The following is a 17,390-nucleotide window of genomic DNA, read 5'->3' as shown; positions in this document are numbered from 1 at the left end:
CCCGCGTTGTGGCAGCAATCGCGGGGGGCGACTTTTCCAGCCGACGCTGCGTCGGACCGCCCGCCTCCGTCGGTCTTTGGCGATCAAATATCCTGGGGGGTGAATTGCCGCAGGCAAGAGGGGGGCAACGCCCCCCTTTTTTCCGTCCCCCGTCCGGATTTAACTTGCCGCCCGGTTTCGCTAATCTCGCGCCATGCCCGATCCCGCAGCCATACCCTTTCCCCTGCGCCGGGGCCGCGTCCACGAGGCGTTCGGCCCCGGCGCGGCGGGATTTGCGGCCGTTGCCTGCGCGCAGGCGCAGGGGGCGCTGATCTGGGTCCGCGAATCGTGGCAGCCCGCGGCGCTGCATCCGGTCGGCCTGTCGCCCTTCTTCGATCCCGCGCGGCTTCTGGTGGCGCAGGCGAAGGATCAGACCGACGCGCTGGCCGTGGCCGAAGAGGCGCTGAAGGACGGCGTCGTCGCGCTGGTCGTCATCGAAATCAGCCGTCCGTTGGATCTGCGCGAGGGGCGGCGCCTGCAACTGGCCGCGCGGGCCGGCGGCGCGACCGGGCTGTGCCTGATCCCCGAAGGGATGGGCAGCAACGCCGCCGAGACGCGCTGGCACTGCGCGCCGATCCTCGATCCGCAAACCGCGGACCTCTCGACTCCGATGCGGTGGGAGCTTAAAAAGAACAAATCAGGAACCGTTGGAGCCTGGCATGTTCGATGGAGCGCAGAGACGCATCGTCTCGATGTGGTTCCCCCGTCTTCCAAGCGACCGGGTTCTGCGGGCATGTCCGACTGACCGGCCTTTCGCGCTGACCCTGCGCGCGGACAATACCGACCGGATCTATTGCCTGAACGCGGCGGCCGAAGCGCAGGGGCTGCATCGCGGCATGGGGCTGGCCGAGGCGCGAATCTTCTGCCCCGGTCTGGAACAGGCGCCGGCCGATCCGGCCGCCGATTCGCGGATGCTGGGCGTGCTGCGGCGATGGGCCACGCGATATTGTCCGTGGGTCGGCCGCGACGGGCGCGACGGTCTGGCGCTGGACATCACCGGCTCGGCCCATCTGGCGGGGGGCGAACAGGCGATGTTGGACGACATGCGCGACCGGCTGGACCGCGCCGGATTCGCGGTGCGGCTGGGGCTGGGCGACAGCCTGGGCGCAGCCTGGGCGCTGGCGCGTCACGGCAGGCGGCGGCACGGCGACCGGGCGGCGCCGGGGCAGGGGGCGCAGGCGCTGGCGCCGCTGCCGGTCGCGGCGCTGCGGCTGGACGAGGCAACCTCGGTCGGGTTGCAGCGTCTGGGCCTGCGCCGGATCGGCGATCTGGAATCGGTGCCGCGCGCGCCGCTGGCGCGGCGATTCGGACCGGGCCTGCTGACCCGGCTGGATCAGGCGATGGGCCGGCAGCCCGAACCGATCGACCCCGAACCCGAGCCGCCGGTCTATGCCGCGCGGCTGACCCTGCCCGACCCGATCGGGCTGCGCGACGATGTGATGGCGGGCACCGAACGGCTGTTGATCGCGTTGTGCGCGCGGCTGACCGCGCGCGACATGGGGGCGCGATTGCTGCGCCTGACGCTGCGCCGCGTCGATCAGGAAAGCCGGCAGGTGGAATTGCGGCTGGCCGCCGCGATGCGCGATCCGGCCCGCATCCTGCCGCTGTTCGCGCGCGGGGTGGAGCAGGTCGATGCGGGCTTCGGCATCGACCAGCTGCGGCTGGAGGCGGTGCAGGTCGAACCGCTGCCCGCCGCCCAGATCGGCGGGGCGCAGGTGGCGCAGGACCGGCTGGAAAACCTGATCACCCGGATCGGCACCCGGATCGGGCTTGAGAATGTTCAGCGTTTCCTGCCCGCCGACAGCCATATCCCGGAACGCAGCTTCCTGATCTCGCCGGCCGCATGGTCGCGCGCCGAAGGCGATTGGTGCGCGCCGCTGCCGCGCCCGCTGGTTCTGTTCGCGCCCGAACCCGTGGTCGCGCGCGGATCGGCCCCGCCCGCGCGGTTCCGCTGGCGGCGGATGGCGCTGGATCTGGCGCGCGCCACCGGACCGGAACGGATCGCGCCCGAATGGTGGCTGGACGATCCCGAATGGCGCACGGGACTGCGCGATTACTGGCGGATCGAGACGCGGCAGGGGCGGCGGCTGTGGATGTTTCACACGCCGCAGAATCCGGGCTGGTTCGTGCAGGGGGAATTCGCATGACCGTCATCGCCCCGCATCCCGTCTCAGATTCGCCCCCCGATTCGTCCTCGTCGCCGCCGCGTTATGCGGAACTGGCGATCACCACGAATTTCACCTTCCTGACCGGGGCCTCGCACCCCGAGGAACTGGTGCTGCGCGCGGCCGAGCTGGGGTTGCAGGCCATCGCCATCACCGACCGCAACTCGGTGGCCGGCGTGGTCCGGGCGTGGACGGCGCTGAAGAACCTGCGCAACGAGGTCGAGGGCAGATTACCCGTCCGCTCGACCCACCGCACCGATCCCTGTTCGCGGCAGGAGGTGGGCGATCCGGTGGACATGCCCCATGCGGCGATGCCGGTCCTGCCGAAGCTGATCGCGGGATCGCGGCTGGTGCTGCGCGACTGCCCGGTCGAGTTTCTGGCCCTGCCGACCGACCGCGACGCGTGGCACCGGCTGTCGCGGCTGCTGACCCTGGGCAAGCGGCGCACGGACAAGGGCTGCTGCGCGCTGATGCTGGAGGATCTGGTCCAGGGCTGCGACGGCATGATCCTGATCGCGCTGCCGCCGCCGGGCGTCGATCCGGGCCGCGCGCTGGCGCCGGTGCAGACCCTGCGCAGGCGGTATCCCGGCCATGTGTTCCTGGGTGCCGCGCCGCGTTACGACGGGTCGGATCAGGCGTGGTTCGACGCCTGCGCGGCGCTGGCGCTGCGGGCGTCGGCACCGATGGTGGCGGTGGGCGACGTGCTGATGCACCGCGCCCATCGCCGTCCGCTGGCCGACGTGCTGACCTGTCTGCGCGAGGGGCTGACCATCGACCGGATCGGCACCCGCGCCCTGCCCAATGCCGAACGCCGGCTGAAACCGGCGCGCGACATGGTCCGTCTTTACGCCCGCCATCCGGCCGCGATCCGCCGCACGCTGGAGATCGCCGCGCGCTGTCATTTCGATCTGGGCGATCTCAGCTATGACTATCCCGACGAGATCGCCGACGGAGAGGCGCCGCAGGCCCGGCTGGAACGGCTGGCGCGGCAGGGCCTGATCCGGCGCTGCCCGAACGGGATTCCCCAACGCTACCACGACCTGCTGGACAAGGAGCTGGGGGTGGTGGGCGATCTGGGCTATGCCGCCTATTTCCTGACCGTCCACGACATCGTCGGCCATGCGCGCGGGCTGGGGATCCTGTGTCAGGGGCGCGGCTCGGCGGCCAATTCGATCATCTGCTGGGCGCTGGGCATCACCGATGTGTCGCCCGACATGATCGGCATGGTGTTCGAACGCTTCGTCTCGCGCCATCGCGGCGAGCCGCCCGATATCGACGTCGATTTCGAACATGAACGGCGCGAAGAGGTGATCCAGTGGATCTATGACCGCTATGGCCGCGACCGCGCCGGGCTGTGCGCGACCGTGATCCATTTCCGCTCGCGCGCCGCGATCCGCGAGGTGGGCAAGGTGATGGGCCTGTCCCAGGACGTGACCGCCAGCCTGTCGGGGCTGGTCTGGGGCATCTCGGACAAGGGGGCGGACCCCGAACAGATGCGCCAGATGGGGCTGGATCCCGACGATCGCCGGCTGGCCCAGACCATCCGCCTGATCCGCGAGATCGTGGGCTTTCCCCGGCACCTGTCCCAGCATGTCGGCGGTTTCGTCATCACCCGCGGCCGGCTGGACGAGCTGTGCCCGATCGAGAACGCGGCGATGGCCGAGCGCACCGTCATCGAATGGGACAAGGACGATATCGACGCGCTGAACATCCTGAAGGTCGATGTGCTCAGCCTGGGGATGCTGACCTGCATCCGGAAATCCTTCGATCTGCTGCGCGCGCACAAGGATATCCACCACGACCTTGCCACCGTGCCGCAGGGCGATACGGCCACCTATGACATGCTGTGCCGCGCCGATGCGGTGGGGGTGTTCCAGGTCGAAAGCCGGGCGCAGATGAATTTCCTGCCCCGGATGCGGCCGCGGGAATTCTATGACCTGGTGATCGAGGTCGCCATCGTCCGTCCCGGCCCGATCCAGGGCGGCATGGTCAGGCCCTATATCCGCCGCCGGCAGGGGCTGGAGGCGCCCCAGCCTTTCGGCCCGGAACTGGAACAGGTGACGCGGCGGACGCTGGGCGTGCCGCTGTTTCAGGAACAGGCGATGCAGATCGCCATCGTCGGCGCCGGCTATTCCGCCGAAGAGGCCGACCAGCTGCGCCGGTCGCTGGCCTCGTTCCGGCGCATGGGCACCATCGACCGGCATCGCGACCGTTTCGTCAGCGGGATGATGGAGCGGGGATATTCGCGCGAGGTGGCCGAACAGTGCTTTTCGCAGATCGAGGGGTTCGCCGATTACGGCTTTCCCGAAAGCCACGCGGCGGCCTTCGCGATGCTGACCTATGTGTCGTCCTGGCTGAAATGCCGCCATCCGGCGATCTTTGCCTGCGCGCTGCTGAATTCGCAGCCGATGGGGTTCTATGCCCCCGCCCAGATCGTGCGCGACGCGCGCGAGCACGGGATCGAGGTGCGCCCCGTCTGCGTCAACCACAGCGCATGGGACTGCACGCTGGAACGCCGCGCCGACGGCGCCTTCGCGCTGCGGCTGGGGTTTCGTCAGGTCAAGGGGTTCCGGCAGGACGATGCCGACTGGATCGCGGCGGCGCGCGGCAACGGCTATCCCGATCCCGAAAGCCTGTGGCTGCGCGCCGGCATCGCGCCCGCGGTGCTGGAACGGCTGGCCGAGGCCGACGCATTCGCCGGGATGGGGCTGACGCGGCGCGATGCGCTGTGGCAGGTGCGCGCGATCCGCGCCCCCGCGCCCTTGCCGCTGTTTGCCGATCCCATCGACGGAGAGGGGGTGCACGAGGCGGCGGTGAACCTGCCCGCCATGCATCTGGGCGAAGAGGTGGTCGAGGATTACGTGGCCACCCGCCTGACCCTGCGCGCCCATCCGATGGAGTTGCTGCGCCCGACCATTCCCGATGTCCTGCCCCATGCCGAATTGCTGCATGTCCGGCCCGGCCGCGTCTCGGTCTGCGGGCTGGTCATCACCCGCCAGCGCCCCGGCACCGCCTCGGGCGTGATCTTCCTGACGCTGGAGGACGAGACGGGCACCGCCAATATCGTCGTCTGGGACAGCATCTACCGGCAATTCCGGCGCGAGGTGATGGGCGGGCGGCTGCTGCGCGTCACCGGGCGGCTGGAACGCGAAGGCATCGTCGTTCACCTGATCGCCGAACGGATCGAGGATCTGTCGCCCCGCATCTCGGATCTGGGATCGCCGCTGGAGGATGCGGTCGGGCTGACCCGCCCCGAGGCCGACGACGCCCCGCGCCCGCGCCGCCACGCCCCCGCCGCGCGTCATCCGCGCGAACAGGCCAAGCGCCTGTTCCCCAGCCGCGATTTTCACTGACACGGCTTTTCCGCGTCACGCATGAGCCATATGCGGGGCAGCCATGCACGCAAAACACGAAGCCCGGCGGTTGCCCTTGCCCGTGGATCGCGCTAGCGTCGCGCGCGGTGCCGCCTTGCTATGCTGTGACGCGGTGTCGCGCGCGATCCTGATCCTTCCCTACGAAGCGGACCTGACAGCATGAAAACGCTGACCCTAATCCTTGTCCTCGCCGGCGCGTTGTCGGTGCAGGTAGCGGCCATGCCGGCGCGCGCGCAGCAGCAGGGGGGCGAGGCGCCTCCGCCGGCGGTGACGGTGCAGACGCTGCACGGATCGGACGTGACGCTGACGGCCAGCCTGCCGGGACGGGTCGTGGCCTCGGCCGAGGCCGAACTGCGGCCGCAGGTGAACGGCATCATCATGGAACGCCTGTTCGAGGAAGGCAGCCCCGTCAAGGCGGGCGATCCGCTGTATCGCATCGACCCGCGCAGCTATGAAGCCGGCGTCGCGCAGGCCGAGGCCGCGCTGGCGCAGGCGCAGGCGCAGGCCGAATCGGCGCGGCGCGACGCCGAACGGGTGGCCGAGCTGCGCGACCGCCGGGTGGCCAGCGAACAGACGCAGGACAGCGCCGTCGCCGCCCGCGATGCCGCCGAAGCCGCCGTCAAGGCCGCCGAGGCGCAGTTGCAGTCGGCCCGCATCGAACTGGACCGCACCACCATCACCGCGCCGATCGACGGCGTCATCGGTCTGGCGCAGGCCAGCCAGGGCGCGCTGGTGACGGCCAGTCAGGCAAGCCCGCTGGCCGTCATCCGCAAGATCGACCCGGTGCGCGTCGACGTGACCCAGTCCGCCGCCGAAATCATCCGCTGGCAGCGCCAGGGACCCGCCGCCTCGCTGCCCAAGGGCGCGGACCGCACCGTCACCCTGCGGCTGGCCGACGGATCGACCTATGATCGCACCGGATCGCTGACCGCGGCCGAGCCGCATGTGGACGAGATGACCGGTCTGATCACCCTGCGCATGGAGGTGCCGAACCCCGAGGGGCTGTTGCTGCCCGGCATGTATGTGCTGGCCGACATCCCGCAGGCCGAACTGAAGGGCGCGATCCTTGCCCCGCAGGAAGGCGTGACCCGCGACCGCCGCGGCCGCCCGGTGGCGATGGTGGTCAACGCCGACAACGTGGTCGAGGAACGCAAGCTTGAGATCGTGCAGGATCGCGGCAATCAGTGGATCGTGCGCGAGGGGCTGGCCGAAGGCGATCGCATCGTCGTGGCCGGCTTGCAGAAGATCGGCCCCGGCATGACCGTGACGCCCGAGGAACGCGCGCCGCAGGCCGCGGATAGTGCCGAAACGCCGACCGATGCTGCGGCCGACGCGCCGCCGGCTGCTGACGCTGCGGCAGGGGAAGCGCCGGCGGGGGAGAGCCCGACCGACGCGGCACCGACCGACGCGGCACCGGCAGACACTGCACCCGCAGACACCGCTCCGGCGGGCGAGGCACCCGCAGACAACGCACCGGCAGGCGACGCGCAAAGCGCGGATGCCGCCGCTGCCGCCGCCCCTGCCGCCGCCGACACGGCCGCGCCGGACGCGGCGGCTGCCGAGACCGACGCCGACAGCAACTGAAACCAGACCGACCGCCGCGATACCGACCAGCGCGAAGACCAGCGAAAGTTCAGCCATGGCCCGTTTTTTCATCGACCGTCCGGTTTTCGCGTGGGTGATCTCGATCATCATCATGGGGATCGGCGTGCTGTCGATCCTGACCCTGCCGATCGCGCAATATCCGCAGATCGCGCCGCCCTCGGTGACGATCCGCGCCACCTATCCCGGCGCTTCGGCCGATACGGTGGCCAATACCGTGACGCAGGTGATCGAACAGCAGATGACCGGGCTTGACGGGCTGCGCTACATGTCGTCGTCGTCCAGTTCCGCAGGCAGTTCCAGCACGACGCTGACCTTCGAGACCGGCACCGATATCGACATCGCGCAGGTGCAGGTCCAGAACAAGCTGTCGCAGGCGACGCCGCTGCTGCCCGAACCCGTCCAGCGTCAGGGGGTGACGGTCAGCAAATCCGCCTCGGGGTTCCTGATGGTCGTGGGCCTGATCGGGAACGAGAATTACGACCAGACCGACCTGTCGGATTACCTGGTCACCAACCTCGTGGACGATCTCAGCCGGGTCGAGGGGGTGGGCAGCGTGCAGGTCTTCGGCGCCAGATACGCGATGCGGATCTGGCTGGACCCCTCGAAACTGGCCGGCTACGAGATCACGCCGTCGGATGTGGTCGCTGCCGTCTCGGCGCAGAACACGCAGATTTCGGCCGGGGCGTTCGGCGATCAGCCCGCCCCCGAAGGCCAGCAACTGAACGCCACCGTCACCGCGCAGTCGCTGTTGTCCACGCCCGAGGATTTTCGCCAGATCGTGCTGCGCGCCGAAGAGAATGGCGGCCTGGTCCTGTTGCAGGACGTGGCGCGGGTCGAGATCGGGGCCGAAAGCTATTCCGCCGAGGCGACCTATAACGGCCGGCCGTCATCGGGGATGGCGATCAGCCTGGCGCCGGGCGCAAACTCGCTTGAGACCGCCGAGCGGGTCAAGGACCGGATGGAGGAATTCGCGCAGTTCTTTCCCGAAGGCGTGACCTATGTCATCCCGTTCGACACCTCGCCCTTCGTCGCAATCTCGATCGAGGAGGTGGTCAAGACCCTGATCGAGGCCATCATCCTGGTCACGGCGGTGATGTATCTGTTCCTGCAAAGCTGGCGGGCGACGCTGATTCCGACGCTGGCCGTGCCCATCGTGCTGCTGGGCACGTTCGGGATCATGGCGGCGTTCGGGTTCACCATCAACACGCTGACGATGCTGGCGATGGTGCTGGCCATCGGCCTTCTGGTGGACGACGCCATCGTCGTGGTCGAAAACGTCGAGCGGATCATGGACGAGGAAGGGCTGTCGCCGCGCGAGGCCACGCGCAAGTCGATGGGCCAGATCACCGGCGCGCTGGTCGGCATCGCGCTGGTGCTGTCGGCGGTGTTCGTGCCGATGGCCTTCTTCCCCGGCTCGACCGGCGTGATCTATCAGCAATTCGCCATCACCATCGTGTCGGCGATGGGGCTGTCGGTGGTCGTGGCGCTGACCCTGACCCCGGCGCTGTGCGCGCAGTTCCTGCGCCATTCGCAGCCCCGGACGCGCGGGCTTTTCGGCCTGTTCAACCGCGGCTTCGACAGCACCACGAACGGCTATACCAGCGCGGTGGGCTGGCTGGTGCGCCGGCCGTTGCGGATGCTGCTGATCTATGCCGCGCTGGGCGCGGCGATGGTCCTGCTGTTCATCCGCACGCCCGAGGGCTTCCTGCCCGACGAGGATCAGGGGATCATGTTCGTGCTGGTGCAGGGGCCGACCGGCGCCACGACCGAACGCACGAACGACGTTCTGGACCAGATCGAACAGTATTTCCTGACCCAGGAACAGGAGGCGGTCGAATCGGTCTTTGCCGTCGCCGGGTTCAGCTTTGCCGGGCAGGGGCAGAATGTGGGTCTGGCCTTCGTGCGCCTGAAGGACTGGAAGGAACGGCTGGACCCGTCGCTGTCGGTGCAGGCGCTGGCCGGGCGATCCTTTGGCGCGCTGAGCCAGATCCAGGACGCGATGGTGTTTCCCATCGTGCCGCCTTCGGTGATCGAATTGGGCAACGTGTCGGGTTTCGATTTCTTCCTTCAGGCGCGCGGCGGCCAGTCGCACGATCAGCTTCTGGATGCGCGCAACCAGCTTCTGGGCATGGCCGCGCAGAACCCGATGATCGCCCAGGTCCGCCCCTCCGGGCTGGAGGATGCGGCGCAGTTCCGCCTGGACGTGGACTGGCGCAAGGCCGGCGCGATGGGCATCACCGCCAACGACGTGGCCAACCTGCTGCGCGTCGCGTGGACCGGGGCCTATGTGAACGATTTCGTCGATCGCGGCCGGATCAAGCGCGTCTATGTGCAGGGCGAGCCGGATTCGCGCGCCACCCCGTCGGATTTCGACAAGTGGCGGGTGCGCAACGTGTCGGGCGGGCTGGTGCCGTTCTCGAACTTTTCCGAGGGGGAATGGACGTTCGGTCCGCAGGGTCTGAACCGCTATAACGGGATTCCCTCGATGCAGATTCAGGGCAGCCCCGCCGAAGGCGTCACCTCGGGCGAGGCGATGGCCGAGATCGAACAGATGGTCAGCCAGCTGCCGGGCGGCTTCGACGTCGCCTGGACCGGCCTGTCGCTGGAGGAACGCGAATCGGGCGACCAGACGATGCTGCTTTACGGGCTGTCGCTGGCGGCGGTGTTTCTGTGTCTTGCGGCGCTGTATGAAAGCTGGTCGATCCCGCTGGCGGTCATCCTGGTCATGCCCATCGGTATCCTCGGCGCGTTGCTGGGGGCGTTCGTGGGGCAGTTCGACAATGGCGTGTTCTTTCAGGTCGGGCTGCTGACGGTGATCGGTCTGACCGGCAAGAACGCCATCCTGATCGTCGAATTCGCCCGCGAACAGTCCGAGGCCGGGGTGCCGCTGTATCGCGCCGTGGTCGAGGCCGCGCGCCAGCGTTTCCGCCCGATCCTGATGACCTCGATCGCGTTCTCGCTGGGGGTGCTGCCGCTGGCGCTGTCCACCGGGGCGGGCGCGAATGGCCGCAACGCCATCGGCGCCACGGTGCTGGGCGGCACGCTGGCCGCAACCGCGTTCGGCATCCTGTTCGCGCCGCTGTTCTATGTGCTGATGCGGCGTCTGCTGGGCCGCAAGGACAAATACGACGACGATCCCGCCTCCGACGCCGCGCCGGATACGTCGCCCGACACCGCGCCGACCGGTTGACCCGGACCGCCGCGCCCGGCTTGATGGCCGGGCAGGCGCAAGGGGTGACAGGCGGTGATCGACAAGCTGGAAATGTTTCTGGCGGTGGCCAAGGAAGGGCATTTCGGCCGCGCCGCCCGGTCGCTGGGCATCGCGCAGCCGACCCTGTCGGCCGGCATCCGGCAGCTTGAGGCGCAGCTGGGCGTGCTGCTGATCTTTCGCGGATCGCGGTTCGGCGGGCTGACGCCCGAAGGCCAGTCCACGCTGGTCTGGGCGCGCCGGATCGTGGGCGACGCACGGCAACTGCGCGAGGAGATGCGCGCCACCCGTCACGGCCTGTCGGGGCGCCTGCGGATCGCCGTGATCCCCACCGCGCTGACATGGGCGGCCAAGATCAGCGCGCGGTTCGGCATCGCCCATCCAAACGTGGGCTTCACCATCCTGTCGCGCACCTCGGCCGAGATCCTGCAAATGATCGACGATCTGGATATCGACGCGGGCATCTCGTATCTGGACAACGAACCCCTGGGCAAGGTCAGCACGGTTCCGCTGTATGACGAACGCTACATGCTGGTCTGCAACCAGGGATCGGCGCTGGCGCGGCAGCGCCGTGTGGCGTGGTCGGATCTGGCCGGGCAGCGGCTGTGCCTTTTGTCGTCGGACATGCAGAACCGGCGGATCATCAACCGCAACCTGATGTCGGCCGGCGTGACGCCGCAGGCGACGGTCGAATCCAGTTCGACCGTGGTGCTGGTCGCGCATGTGCTGGAAGGCGGCTGGCTGACCATCCTGCCCGAGGACATCGCGGTGTTTCTGGCGCAGGGCAAGACGCTGGCGCTGGTCCCGCTGGAGCCGCCGCAAAGCACCCATGCGGTCGGTCTGGTCGCACCCTGGCGCGAGCCGCACACCCCGGTGCTGGAGGCGCTGCTGGCCGAGGCGCGGCGCATGGTTTCCGATAGCTGAACCCTATCGACTGACGGAACTGCGTTATTGATTTTCGATCATCAACCCTGTTTGCTGTGGCATCGAACCTGTCGAAAGGCCAGCCATGACGTTTTCATCGCCAGCCCCCTCGGATGAGGAGATCCGGACGCTTGTCGCGCCCCTGACCGGGCTGGAAGGTCCGCTTCTGCCGATGCTGCACGCGGTGCAGGACGCCTATGGCTGCATCCCCGACGCCGCCTTGCAGGTTCTGGCGGATCTTTTGAACTTGGGCCGGGCCGAGGTGCATGGCGTCGTCAGCTTCTATCACGATTTCCGCAAGGTCCCGGCGGGCCGGCATATCCTGCGCATCTGCCGGGCCGAAGCCTGCCAGTCGATGGGCGGGGCGGCGCTGGCCGACGCGACGCTGGACCGGCTTGGCATCGGCTGGCACGACACCACCGCGAACGGCGCGGTGACGGTCGAGCCGGTCTATTGCCTGGGCATGTGCGCCTGCGCGCCGGCCGCGATGCTGGACGACCGCGTCGTCGCGCGGCTGGACGATGCGCGGATGAACAGGCTGCTGGACGAGGCCGGGGCATGAAGATCTGGGTTCCCATGGACAGCGCCGCACGGGCCGTCGGCGCCGACGAGGTCGCGACGGCGATCGCGCGCGAGGCCGCGTCGCGCGGCATCGACGTGCAGATCGCGCGCAACGGCACGCGCGGGATGATCTGGCTTGAACCGCTGGTCGAGGTCGAGACGGATGAAGGGCGCGTGGGCTTCGGCCCGGTCGCGCCCGAGGATGCGGGCGCGCTGCTGGACGGCACGCTGGACAGCCTTGGCCTGGTCGAGGATCTGGACTGGATGCGCCGCCAGACCCGCCTGACCTTCGCCCGCTGCGGCGTGACCGAACCGCTGGATCTGGACGGATATGCGGCGCGCGGCGGACTGGCCGGGCTGCGCCGCGCCGCCGCCATGACCCCCGACGCCATCGTGCAGCAGGTCACCGACAGCGGCCTGCGCGGGCGCGGCGGGGCGGGATTTCCCACCGGCATCAAGTGGAAGACGGTGATGCAGGCGCGGGCGGCGCAGAAATACATCGTCTGCAACGCCGATGAAGGCGACAGCGGCACATTCGCCGACCGGATGCTGATGGAGGGCGATCCATTCACCCTGATCGAAGGCATGATCATCGCCGGGATCGGCGTCGGCGCGACGCGCGGCTATGTCTATCTGCGCAGCGAATATCCCGACGCGATCAGGGTGATGAACGCCGCCGTGCAAATCGCGCGCGAACGCGGCCTGCTGGGGCCATCGGTGCTGGACACCGGCCACCAATTCGACATGGAAATCCGCAAGGGCGCGGGCGCCTATGTCTGCGGCGAGGAAACCAGCCTTCTGAACAGCCTTGAGGGCAAGCGCGGTGTGGTGCGCGCCAAGCCGCCGCTGCCGGCGCTGTCGGGGTTTCTGGGCCAGCCCACGGTCGTCAACAACGTCATCAGCCTGGCCAGCGTGCCGGTGATCTTCGAACGCGGCGCGGATCTGTATGCCGGGCTGGGCCACAACCGCTCGCGCGGGACGGTGACCTTGCAGATTGCGGGCAACGCACGGCGCGGCGGGCTGTTCGAGGCCGGGTTCGGCCTGTCCCTGGGCGAGGTGGTGAACGACATCGCCGGCGGCACCGCCAGCGGCCGGCCGGTCAAGGCGGTGCAGGTGGGCGGGCCGCTTGGTGCCTATATGCGCCCCGACCAGTTCGACACGCCGATGGGATACGAGGAATTCGACGAACAGGGCGGGCTGATCGGTCATGCCGGGCTGGTGCTGTTCGACGACACCGCCGACATGATGCAGATGGCGCGCTTCGCGATGGAGTTCTGCGCCGTCGAATCCTGCGGCAAATGCACGCCCTGCCGCATCGGCGCGGTGCGCGGCGTCGAGACCATCGACCGCATCGCGGCGGGCGACGCCAGGGCGGTCGCGCTTTTGACCGATCTTTGTGATACAATGCGCGACGGGTCGTTATGCGCGTTGGGCGGGTTCACACCGTATCCGGTGATGTCCGCGCTGCGCGGCTTTCCCGACGATTTCGCGACCCGCAAGGAGGCCGCAGAATGAAGGACTTCATCCTTCCCCAGTTTCCCCCGGACGACGAACGCGATCTGGGCACCCCCGCCCGCAGCGGCCGTCCGGTCTCGTTGACCGTTGACGGGCTGGACGTGACCGTCCCCGAGGGCACGTCGGTCATGCGCGCCGCGGCGCTGGCCGGGATCATGGTGCCCAAGCTGTGCGCCAGCGACAACATGGAAGCGTTCGGGTCGTGCCGGCTGTGCGTGGTCGAGATCGAGGGGCGCAAGGGCACCCCCGCCTCGTGCACGACGCCGGTGGCCGAGGGGATGGTGGTCCACACCCAGACCGGCCGCATCCAGCGGCTGCGCCGGGGCGTGATGGAGTTGTATATCAGCGACCATCCGCTGGACTGCCTGACCTGCTCGGCCAATGGCGATTGCGAGTTGCAGGACACGGCGGGGCAGGTGGGGCTGCGCGACGTGCGCTATACCCCCGGTCAGAACCATTTCGACCAATCGGGCACCGGCGCGCGCAGCCAGGCCGAGGCGCGGCTGCGGATGCCGGTGGATCAGGCCAATCCGCTGTATACGCCCAAGGACGAAAGCAACCCCTATTTCACCTTCGATCCGTCGAAATGCATCGTCTGCTCGCGCTGCGTGCGGGCCTGCGACGAGGTGCAGGGCACCTTTGCGCTGACCATCGAGGGCCGCGGGTTCGACAGCAAGGTCAGCGCCGGCACGGCGGGCGACGATTTCCTGACCTCGGACTGCGTCAGCTGCGGGGCCTGCGTGCAGGCCTGTCCCACCGCGACCCTTCAGGAAAAATCGGTGATCGAGCTGGGCACGCCGCAGCGCGCGGTGATCACCACCTGCGCCTATTGCGGCGTCGGCTGTTCGTTCAAGGCCGAGCTGAACGGCGATCAGCTGGTCCGCATGGTGCCCTACAAGCACGGCAAGGCCAATCACGGGCACAGCTGCGTCAAGGGGCGCTTTGCCTATGGTTACGCCAATCACCGCGACCGCATCCTGAAGCCGATGATCCGCGACAGGATCACCGATCCGTGGCGCGAGGTGGACTGGGACGAGGCGCTGAGATTCGCCGCGGACCGGATGAAGGCGTTGCAGGACAGGCATGGCCGCCGGTCCATCGGGGTCATCACCTCAAGCCGCTGCACCAACGAGGAAACCTATCTGGTGCAGAAACTGGCGCGGGCGGTGTTTCGGAACAACAACACCGACACCTGCGCCCGCGTGTGCCATTCGCCCACCGGATACGGGCTGGGCAAGACCTTCGGCACCTCGGCCGGGACGCAGGATTTCGACAGCGTCGATCGCAGCGATGTCATCGTGATCATCGGCGCCAACCCGACCGATGCGCATCCGGTCTTCGCCTCGCGCATGAAACGGCGCGTGCGGCAGGGCGCAAAGGTGATCGTCGTCGATCCGCGCCGCATCGGCATGGTCCGCAGCCCGCATGTCGAGGCGGCGTTCCATCTGCCCCTGCGCCCCGGCACCAACGTGGCGGTGGTCAGCGCGATGGCCCATGTGATCGTCACCGAAGGGCTGGTGAACGAGGATTTCATCCGCGAACGCTGCGACTGGGACGAATTCCAGCATTACGTCGATTTCATCCGCCAGGACCGCCACAGCCCGGAAGTCACCGAGGCCCTGACCGGCGTGCCCGCCGCCGAGCTGCGCGAGGCCGCCCGGCTTTATGCCACCGGCGGCAACGGCGCGATCTATTACGGGCTGGGCGTGACGGAACACAGCCAGGGCTCGACCACCGTCATGGGGATCGCCAATCTGGCCATGCTGACCGGCAATGTCGGGCGCGAGGGGGTGGGCGTGAACCCGCTGCGCGGCCAGAACAACGTGCAGGGCAGTTGCGACATGGGCAGCTTTCCGCACGAATTGCCCGGCTATCGCCACGTGAAGCTGCCCGATGTGCGCCGGATCTATGAACGCGCCTGGGGCGTGGCAATCGACCCCGAACCCGGTCTGCGCATCCCCAACATGCTGGATGCCGCCGTCGATGGCACGTTCAAGGGGCTTTACTGCCAGGGCGAGGATATCCTGCAATCGGACCCCGACACGCAGCATGTCGCGGCGGGGCTGGCGGCGATGGAATGCGTGATCGTCCACGACCTGTTCCTGAACGAGACGGCAAACTATGCCCATGTCTTCCTGCCCGGATCGACCTTTCTGGAAAAGGAGGGCACGTTCACCAACGCCGAACGCCGCATCAACCGCGTCCGCCGCGTGATGGCGCCGCTGAACGGATACGAGGACTGGCAGGTGACGCAGCTTCTGGCGAATGCGATGGGCGCGGACTGGCACTATACCCATGCCAGCCAGATCATGGACGAGATCGCCGCGACCACGCCCAGCTTTGCCGGCGTCAGCTTCGAGATGCTGGAAGAAAAGGGCAGCGTGCAATGGCCCTGCAACACCGACGCGCCGGACGGCACGCCGACCATGCATGTCGATCACTTCGTGTCCGGCAAGGGGCATTTCATCGTCACCGAATACGTGCCCACCGACGAACGGTCGGGGCCGCGTTTCCCGCTGCTGCTGACCACCGGGCGCATCCTGTCGCAATACAATGTCGGCGCGCAGACGCGGCGGACCGCGAACATCCTGTGGCACCCCGAGGATCTGCTGGAGATCCATCCCCACGACGCCGAACTGCGCGGCGTGGCCGAGGGCGACTGGGTCCGGCTGGCCTCGCGCTCGGGCGAGACGACGCTGAAGGCGACGCTGACCGACCGTGTCGCGCCCGGCGTGGTCTATACCACCTTCCACCACCCCGACACGCAGGCCAATGTCGTCACCACCGAATATTCCGACTGGGCGACGAACTGCCCGGAATACAAGGTGACCGCCGTGCAGGTCAGCCGCTCGAACGGGCCGTCGGAATGGCAGGAAGATTACCGTGAACACGCCCGACAGTCGCGCCGGATCCTGCCGGCGGCCGAATGACATGACGCTTCCCGACCCCCTGACGACGGCCGCCGCCGACCATGTCCGACCGGGCAGCCGCCATCCCGTGCGCCGCATCCTGCCCGAGGAGACGCCGGTCGCGATGGTATATGACGGCACCACGCTGGCGGTGATGATGGCGACGCCCGCCGATATCGGCGACTTCGCCACCGGGTTTTCGCTGACCGAGGGGATCGTGACCGATCCGGGCCAGATCGCCTCGTGCGAGATCGTCGATCACGATCAGGGGATCGAGGCGCGGATGTGGTTGCAGGGCGACCGCGCATCGGCGCTGGCGACGCGGCGGCGGACGCTGGCCGGGCCGGTGGGCTGCGGGCTGTGCGGCATCGACAGCCTGGCCGAGGCGTCGCGCAGCCTGCCCGATCTGCACGGCGCGGGGCCGATCCTTGGCGCGGCCGAGGTGGCGTCGGCCGCCGAATCGCTGCGCGACTGGCAGCCGCTGCACGATCAAAGCCTTGCGGTCCATGCGGCGGGATTTCTGCTGCCCGGACAGGGGGTCGTGCTGGCGCGCGAGGATGTGGGCCGCCACAACGCGCTGGACAAGCTGATCGGCGCGATGGCGCGGCAGGGGCTGGATGCGGGGCAGGGGGCATTCGTTCTGACCAGCCGCGTGTCGGTCGAGATGGTGCAGAAATGCGCGATGGCGGGCGGCGGTTTCCTGATCGCCGTGTCGGCCCCGACCGCCCATGCGCTGCGGCTGGCGCAGGGCGCGGGTATCACCCTGGCGGCCTTTGCCCGCGGCGAGGGGTTCGACCTGTTCTCGCATCCCGAACGGCTGAACACCGAGGTGTCAGATGTCGCCTGAAAAGATGGTCATGATGGCCAACCAGATCGCCGGCTTCTTCAACAGCCAGCCGGGCGATTCCGCCGAACGCATCGCCGAACATCTGCGCGATTACTGGGAACCCCGGATGCGCGCGCAGTTGCTGCAATATATCCAGGCCGGCGGCGACGACCTGAATCCGTCGGTGAAAGAAGCCGCGCGCCGGTTGTGAAACCTTGCGCGGTCTGGCGGGTTGGTGATCGAACCGCAACCCATCCCATTTCC

The 17,390-nt window shown here is 68.4% G+C and carries 11 protein-coding genes; all 11 read left to right on the top strand.

Annotated features, from left to right (window positions below):
* Positions 1-193 precede the first annotated feature (193 nt).
* The 11 genes from JHW45_RS10195 (at position 194) to JHW45_RS10145 (ending at position 17,337) form a co-directional block, all read left to right on the top strand.
* Positions 194-784: an ImuA family protein gene (locus JHW45_RS10195; protein ID WP_272857593.1), complete on the top strand. Its 591-nt coding sequence runs from the start codon at positions 194-196 to the stop codon at positions 782-784.
* Positions 699-2,186 carry a Y-family DNA polymerase gene (locus JHW45_RS10190; RefSeq protein ID WP_272857592.1) on the top strand — a complete coding sequence of 496 codons (1,488 nt, stop codon included), beginning with the start codon at positions 699-701 and terminating at the stop codon, positions 2,184-2,186. Before JHW45_RS10195 ends, JHW45_RS10190 begins: the two co-directional genes overlap by 86 nt.
* On the top strand, positions 2,183-5,557 hold the full coding sequence (locus JHW45_RS10185; protein WP_272857591.1) for an error-prone DNA polymerase: 3,375 nt from the start codon (positions 2,183-2,185) through the stop codon (positions 5,555-5,557). The genes JHW45_RS10190 and JHW45_RS10185 overlap by 4 nt, the downstream gene beginning before the upstream one ends.
* Before the next feature lie 180 nt (positions 5,558-5,737).
* Complete coding sequence (locus JHW45_RS10180) at positions 5,738-7,162, top strand: efflux RND transporter periplasmic adaptor subunit (RefSeq protein ID WP_336385783.1); 1,425 nt, start codon at positions 5,738-5,740, stop codon at positions 7,160-7,162.
* A gap of 55 nt (positions 7,163-7,217) precedes the next feature.
* Complete coding sequence (locus JHW45_RS10175; protein ID WP_272857590.1) at positions 7,218-10,373, top strand: efflux RND transporter permease subunit; 3,156 nt, start codon at positions 7,218-7,220, stop codon at positions 10,371-10,373.
* Between the two features lie 54 nt (positions 10,374-10,427).
* On the top strand, positions 10,428-11,315 hold the full coding sequence (locus tag JHW45_RS10170) for a LysR family transcriptional regulator (protein WP_272857589.1): 888 nt from the start codon (positions 10,428-10,430) through the stop codon (positions 11,313-11,315).
* Positions 11,316-11,400: 85 nt separating this feature from the next.
* Positions 11,401-11,877 (top strand): formate dehydrogenase subunit gamma, encoded by a 477-nt coding sequence (locus JHW45_RS10165; RefSeq protein WP_272857588.1) that lies wholly within the window; start codon positions 11,401-11,403, stop codon positions 11,875-11,877.
* A complete protein-coding gene (locus JHW45_RS10160; protein WP_272857587.1) occupies positions 11,874-13,391 on the top strand; it encodes a formate dehydrogenase beta subunit in 1,518 nt (505 codons plus the stop codon). The genes JHW45_RS10165 and JHW45_RS10160 overlap by 4 nt, the downstream gene beginning before the upstream one ends.
* Positions 13,388-16,321 (top strand): formate dehydrogenase subunit alpha, encoded by a 2,934-nt coding sequence (gene fdhF / locus JHW45_RS10155; RefSeq protein ID WP_272857586.1) that lies wholly within the window; start codon positions 13,388-13,390, stop codon positions 16,319-16,321. Before JHW45_RS10160 ends, fdhF begins: the two co-directional genes overlap by 4 nt.
* Position 16,322: 1 nt before the next feature.
* Entirely contained in the window at positions 16,323-17,147 is an 825-nt protein-coding gene (gene fdhD / locus JHW45_RS10150; protein WP_272857585.1) for a formate dehydrogenase accessory sulfurtransferase FdhD, read from the top strand.
* The gene (locus JHW45_RS10145) at positions 17,137-17,337 is read left to right on the top strand and encodes a formate dehydrogenase subunit delta (protein ID WP_272857584.1); all 201 of its coding nucleotides are present in this window, start codon (positions 17,137-17,139) and stop codon (positions 17,335-17,337) included. The genes fdhD and JHW45_RS10145 overlap by 11 nt, the downstream gene beginning before the upstream one ends.
* The last annotated feature ends 53 nt before the right edge of the window (positions 17,338-17,390 follow it).

This window comes from Paracoccus stylophorae (assembly GCF_028553765.1).
Classification (GTDB): Bacteria; Pseudomonadota; Alphaproteobacteria; order Rhodobacterales; family Rhodobacteraceae; genus Paracoccus; species Paracoccus stylophorae.
The sequence above is the reverse complement of the archived record's forward strand: the minus strand, read 5'-3'. Positions and strand labels throughout refer to the sequence as shown.

What these genes read in the sequence shown, in the direction of transcription:
- JHW45_RS10195 (WP_272857593.1), top strand. Translation starts at nt 194, where the DNA reads ATGCCCGATCCCGCAGCCATACCCTTTCCCCTGCGCCGGGGCCGCGTC.
- JHW45_RS10190 (WP_272857592.1), top strand. Translation starts at nt 699, where the DNA reads ATGTTCGATGGAGCGCAGAGACGCATCGTCTCGATGTGGTTCCCCCGT.
- JHW45_RS10185 (WP_272857591.1), top strand. Translation starts at nt 2,183, where the DNA reads ATGACCGTCATCGCCCCGCATCCCGTCTCAGATTCGCCCCCCGATTCG.
- JHW45_RS10180 (WP_336385783.1), top strand. Translation starts at nt 5,738, where the DNA reads ATGAAAACGCTGACCCTAATCCTTGTCCTCGCCGGCGCGTTGTCGGTG.
- JHW45_RS10175 (WP_272857590.1), top strand. Translation starts at nt 7,218, where the DNA reads ATGGCCCGTTTTTTCATCGACCGTCCGGTTTTCGCGTGGGTGATCTCG.
- JHW45_RS10165 (WP_272857588.1), top strand. Translation starts at nt 11,401, where the DNA reads ATGACGTTTTCATCGCCAGCCCCCTCGGATGAGGAGATCCGGACGCTT.
- JHW45_RS10160 (WP_272857587.1), top strand. Translation starts at nt 11,874, where the DNA reads ATGAAGATCTGGGTTCCCATGGACAGCGCCGCACGGGCCGTCGGCGCC.
- fdhF (WP_272857586.1), top strand. Translation starts at nt 13,388, where the DNA reads ATGAAGGACTTCATCCTTCCCCAGTTTCCCCCGGACGACGAACGCGAT.
- fdhD (WP_272857585.1), top strand. Translation starts at nt 16,323, where the DNA reads ATGACGCTTCCCGACCCCCTGACGACGGCCGCCGCCGACCATGTCCGA.
- JHW45_RS10145 (WP_272857584.1), top strand. Translation starts at nt 17,137, where the DNA reads ATGTCGCCTGAAAAGATGGTCATGATGGCCAACCAGATCGCCGGCTTC.